Source organism: Methylobacterium oryzihabitans (genome assembly GCF_004004555.2).
GTDB classification, from domain to species: Bacteria; Pseudomonadota; Alphaproteobacteria; order Rhizobiales; family Beijerinckiaceae; genus Methylobacterium; species Methylobacterium oryzihabitans.
This window is the reverse complement of record NZ_SACP01000132.1, coordinates 1-475: the sequence shown is the minus strand read 5'-3', so window position 1 is coordinate 475 and position 475 is coordinate 1. Positions and strand designations below refer to the sequence as shown.

Sequence of the window (475 nt, the reverse complement as noted above, 5' to 3'; positions counted from 1 at the left end):
ATTCGCCCTTCATCGCCAGCCACTGCTGGCAGCTTGATTGAGCAGAACACGAGGTACCCGCACCGATGTCCTTCACCCGTCGACAAATGCTCAAGGGCCTGACCGGCCTGGTTGTGGTTGGCCTGGGCGCCGGTGGCGCGGCGCGTTACTGGCTGGGCAAGGTCGAAGATGACAATGCCGGGCATGATTACGAGCTGATCGCCGCGCCGCTGGATGTCGAGTTGGTGCCAGGTTTCAAGACCGAGGCCTGGGCGTTCGGGCCGTCGGCACCGGGCACCGAGCTGCGCGTGCGCCAAGGCACCTGGTTGCGGGTGCGCTTCATCAACCACCTTCCGGTGGAGACCACCATTCACTGGCATGGCATTCGGCTGCCGCTGGAAATGGACGGCGTGCCTTATGTGTCGCAATTGCCGGTCAAGCCGGGCGAGTACTTCGACTACAAGTTCCGCGTGCCGGATGCTGGCAGCTACTGGTA

General features: G+C 63.2%; 1 protein-coding gene. It reads left to right on the top strand.

The genetic code is table 11. From position 1 onward, the window contains the following. Positions 1–65: 65 nt before the first annotated feature. Positions 66–475 (top strand): multicopper oxidase domain-containing protein (locus EOE48_RS28700; RefSeq protein WP_148239820.1); only part of this gene is annotated, 410 nt, incomplete at its 3' end.